Below are 4310 nucleotides of genomic sequence, written 5' to 3' on the forward strand. Positions count from 1 at the left end.
ACATCGAGTCCCTGCTCTCGCGCCTCGTCTTCCAGCAGACCGACGCGCGCGAGCGCCGGGATCGTGAAGACCACGCTCGGAATGCCGGTGTAGTCTGGGCTAGCATGATTGCCTTCGAGCAGGTTTGCGGCAACAATCCGGCCTTCAAGATTCGCAACCGGCGTCAGCGGCGGCCCTGCTGTGGCCGCCACGTCGCCAGCGGCATAGGCGACTGGGTTGGAGGTGCTTTCCAGATACTCATTAACCTCAATGCCTTTCTTTCCCGTGAAGACGCCCGCCTTGTCTAGATCAAGCGTGTCGATGGCCGGAACCCGTCCCGCGCCGTGCACGATCAGATCGGCTTCGAAGGACGCCGCTTTCTCTCGAACCAGGGCGCGCACGCGCAGGCCCGTTGACGTCCGCTCGACACTTTTGACATCTGCATGGGGCTGAAAAGATATTCCAACTGCCCTGGACCGATCCAAGAGCCTACCCACCAGGATGGGATCAAAAGCGGTCAGGGGCCGTTCACCTCGTGTCAGCACCGTCACGGTTGCGCCGGCCCGCGCCGCGATGTGAGAGAACTCGAACGAAATGTAGCCGCCGCCGATGAACAGTACGCGGCGCGGCAGCGCCTCCAGCTCTAAAAACGCGTCGCTGCTGGTAATCAATTCCTCGCCAAGAATGCCCAAGGGGCGCGGCTTCGCTCCGGATGCAATAACCACATGACGCCCGCGGAGCCGGTCACCGCCGACCGCAATCGTGTTCCGATCCATGAAACGAGCCGTGCCGTGATATGTTGTCATGCCCCTATCCGTAAAGCTCTTCTCGCGCTTTGCCGGGATCGGATCGGTAAAGCTCCGCTTGAACGCCATGAGAGCCGACCAGTCGATATGCAGCCCGTCCGGCGCGATGCCGTGGCCGCCCATGCGGACGGCCGCATCGATAATCTCCGGCCCGCGCCGCAACATCTTTTTAGGATCGCAGCCACGCAGTGCGCAGGTGCCGCCGAAAGGCAGCTCGTCGATAATGGCGACCGACCAGCCAGCTTTGCGGCACTGCCCGGCAACGGTCGCTGCTGCTGTTCCGGTTCCAATAACGATGAGATCGAATTCCTGTGTCATGGCTGTTTTCTAGGAGGTTGAACAACACGTTCCGGCCATCTTGCCTGCCTGACCGAACTCCTGGATCGGCGGGCAAGGCACGGAGCCGTATGAGCAGAATACGCAGCAATGGCCGGGCTGTGGGCGCAGCAAGATCTTGCAGTGGACGCATTCATAGTAGAACTGGCAAGCGTTGGTAGGCATGGTTTCTTGCTTGCGGAAGCCGCAGCTCGGGCACGTTAAGATGGATTTAAGAACAAGGGCGCTCACGGCGGTCTCACTTATGGATGTTGGAAGGATAGCCTGCTTCGGTAGTCGCCTTGACGAAGGCCATAGGCCCTGCCTCGTCCGGGTCGAACTTAACAGTCGCCGTCTTCTTGTCGAAGTCGACAGTAACGTTCTCGACGCCAGGTATTTTCTCAAGCGACTTCTTCACCGTGATCGCGCACACCGCACAGGTCATGTTCTGGACGTCCAGCACGATCATCCGCGCCGCGGCCGCAAAGGCAGGCAAGATCATCAGCGCGGTCAAGGCGGCGAGAATATTCGTCGAACGCATGATGCTTTCTACTCTCAATAGAACGAGGGTGCGAACCAAGGCACGGCGAGCAGACCGAGCATTAGGGAAGTCACGAGCCAGAACACAATTCGCTGTCGCCGGACAGTTGTGGGGTTGGCGCAAGCAGTGCCAGGCCTACAGGTTGCCTGCGGGCTAAGGTAAAGTCTTCGGAATGCCAGCCCCAGGAAAAGCAGCGTCAGCGCGATAAATATCGGGCGGTATGGTGCTAATGCCGTCAGATTGGCGATCCACGATCCGCCAATGCCGAGGGCGAGCAGCACCAGCGGACCTACACAACACACCGACGCGCCGATGGCGGCCAGTATTCCCGCTGCGAGCGGGCCTTTCACATTCACCGCAGACATATCACCTGTTCCACAACGAACGATCCGGGCGTAGCATAAGTGCCGTACCATGGTACGGAATCAAGGAGTCACAGAATGTCCGTGGAACTGACGATCGGGCGACTGGCGGAGATGGCCAGCGTGAACGTCGAAACCATTCGCTACTATCAGCGGCGCGGCCTCTTGGACGAGCCGGGCAAGCCGCTCGGCGGCCATCGGCGCTACGCCGCCGAGGAGGTAGTACGCGTGCGTTTCATCAAGCGAGCGCAGCAACTGGGTTTTACATTGGAAGAGGTTAAAGGCTTGTTACATCTGGAGGACGGCCAAAGTTGCCGGCAGACGCGACTGCTCGCAGAGCAGAAGTTAGAACAGATCGAGGCGCGAATTAAGGATCTTGACCGTATGTGCCGTACGCTTAAGGCCTTGATCGCCGAGTGCGCGGCGGGGAAACGGCCTCGCTCCTGCCCGATCATCGCCACGTTGTCGGCAGATAGGTAGCACATCGCTCATCTTGCGCGCGCTCACAACCAAGTCAACCTTAGTGCATGGGTCGCGATAGTACCTACGGTTACGATGCGGGCTAAAGCGGCTTGCTGTGTGGCGTGCGCTTCACATAGGCCATGGCTAGGTATCGCCACGACCTTTTAGGTTGAAAGCGAGCAGAACGTCTATTCGGAAATGGCCCCACGCTGCCCAAATCCGAATGCCCCTAGCCTTCCGAAGCACTTCAGAAACCTCCTCTTGACTCTGGAGTCAGGACCAGGGTTTAGACTCTCCCCATCTTAATTAACAGATGAAAGGTTGTTGACCATGGCTACCGAAACGATACAGATGAAAGTCTCGGGCCTCATGTGCTCGTTTTGCACGATGAGCGTGGAGAAAGCCCTGAAACGCTATGATGGCGTGAAGAGCGTGATGGTCAACCTCGTGCACGGCATCGTGCTGGTGGAAGCCGATACGTCGCGGATCAGCCGTGAGCAGCTGATCGGTACGGTCGAGAAGCTTGGGTACGACGTGGCATCGTCGGAGGCCCAGCAGTTCGCAACGGACGAGGCGCTGCACTCGCTTATCCAAAGGCGGGGCGCCATTGGCATGGTGCTCGCCATTGTCGTCCTGCTCGTGGACTCGCTCAACGTCTTAGGACTCACTGAACAATGGCGGGGGTGGTTCTCCTTTGCGGTCGCCGCCTTTGTGCTGTTGTGGGTTGGATTCCCGATCCTGCGCAAGACACTCCTTGCGGTCAGACAGCGGGTCATCAACGCGAACGTGCTGCTGTCTGCTGCCGCATGGGGTTCATTCGCCGTCGGCACGGCAGCGCTGTTTGACCCTCGCTGGGCCCAACTTCTTGCCAGTGGCGGCCTGGCTGATGGCGCTGCACCTGTTCTTCAGCTTCTTCAAGCTCGACGTGCGCAAGAAAGCGGCTGAGGCGGTGCGTAAGCTCATGGCGTTGCAACCGGCTCGCGCCCGCGTGCTCCGCGGCGAGCATGAGGTGGAAGTCCAAACGAGTGAGATCGCGACAGGTGAGATTACCGTAGTACGACCTGGTGAGCGGATCGCACTCGACGGCGAAGTTATCGAAGGCACGGCCAGCGTCGATGAGTCGAGTTTTACCGGTGAGTCCGTGCCCGCGACCAAGCAGGAAGGCTCTCCCGTCATAGGCGGTACGCTCAACCTCGATGGACTGCTCAGAGTCCGCGTGACGAAGGTGGGCGAGGAAAGCTTCTTGAGTCAAATCGTGCGGCTGATGAGTCAGATCGCCGAACGCAAGCCACCGATCGAACTCCTTGCCGACCGCCTCATGAACTACTACGGACCGGTGGTTTTTACGGTCGCAATCATCGCCTTCGTGGTGTGGCTGCTCGTCACCGGCGACTGGATCAGTTCCACCCTGGCCCTGCTCACGGTGATCATCATGGGCTATCCGTGCGCCTTGGGTATCTCTACCCCGATGCTGGCGGCGATCGCCGGCGGTAAGGGCATCTCCATCGGCCTGCTGGTCAAGGCGAGCGAGGTCTTCCATGGCCTCTCCCGGGTTAATACGGTGGTGCTCGATAAGACCGGAACCCTGACCCATGGTCGGCCTACAGTGACCGACGTCGTGCCCTTCGGCATTGACCGGATGCAACTCCTATCGCTTGCCGGAACCGTCGAGGCTGGTTCCGAGCACCCGCTCTGTTAGTGAGAGTAAGGGCACCACTAAACTGAGCGATACCGCCGCCACGGTGTGATGCAGTATTGCCCGAGATGTTGCTGTTGGTGAGAATGACGTCGCCATCGGTATTCGATATGCCCCCACCGTTTGTGTAACCATTTGGCAAACCGGCA

Annotated in this window: 4 protein-coding genes and 1 pseudogene; 2 read left to right on the plus strand and 3 right to left on the minus strand. The window is 59.4% G+C overall.

Annotated elements, in window-relative coordinates:
• The 3 genes from H0V34_01150 to H0V34_01160 all read right to left on the minus strand — a co-directional run.
• A partial coding sequence (locus tag H0V34_01150) for an NAD(P)/FAD-dependent oxidoreductase (GenBank protein MBA2490355.1) occupies positions 1–1103 on the minus strand: 1103 nt, incomplete at its 3' end.
• A gap of 256 nt (positions 1104–1359) precedes the next feature.
• Positions 1360–1641 (minus strand): cation transporter, encoded by a 282-nt coding sequence (locus tag H0V34_01155; GenBank protein ID MBA2490356.1) that lies wholly within the window; start codon positions 1639–1641, stop codon positions 1360–1362.
• A 14-nt stretch (positions 1642–1655) separates the two neighbouring features.
• Positions 1656–2006, minus strand: coding sequence for a mercury transporter MerT (locus H0V34_01160; protein MBA2490357.1), 351 nt, complete (start codon positions 2004–2006; stop codon positions 1656–1658).
• A gap of 75 nt (positions 2007–2081) precedes the next feature.
• Between H0V34_01160 and merR the strand changes: the two genes are divergently transcribed.
• Complete coding sequence (gene merR / locus H0V34_01165; GenBank protein MBA2490358.1) at positions 2082–2483, plus strand: Hg(II)-responsive transcriptional regulator; 402 nt, start codon at positions 2082–2084, stop codon at positions 2481–2483.
• 369 nt (positions 2484–2852) lie between these two features.
• Positions 2853–4164, plus strand: a pseudogene (locus tag H0V34_01170) (cation-translocating P-type ATPase).
• The last annotated feature ends 146 nt before the right edge of the window (positions 4165–4310 follow it).

This window comes from Gammaproteobacteria bacterium (genome assembly GCA_013696315.1).
Taxonomy (GTDB): domain Bacteria; phylum Pseudomonadota; class Gammaproteobacteria; order JACCYU01; family JACCYU01; genus JACCYU01.

Excerpts from the sequence above, each read along its gene's own strand:
- H0V34_01155 (MBA2490356.1), bottom strand. The coding sequence starts at position 1,641 with ATGCGTTCGACGAATATTCTCGCCGCCTTGACCGCGCTGATGATCTTG.
- H0V34_01160 (MBA2490357.1), bottom strand. The coding sequence starts at position 2,006 with ATGTCTGCGGTGAATGTGAAAGGCCCGCTCGCAGCGGGAATACTGGCC.
- merR (MBA2490358.1), top strand. The coding sequence starts at position 2,082 with ATGTCCGTGGAACTGACGATCGGGCGACTGGCGGAGATGGCCAGCGTG.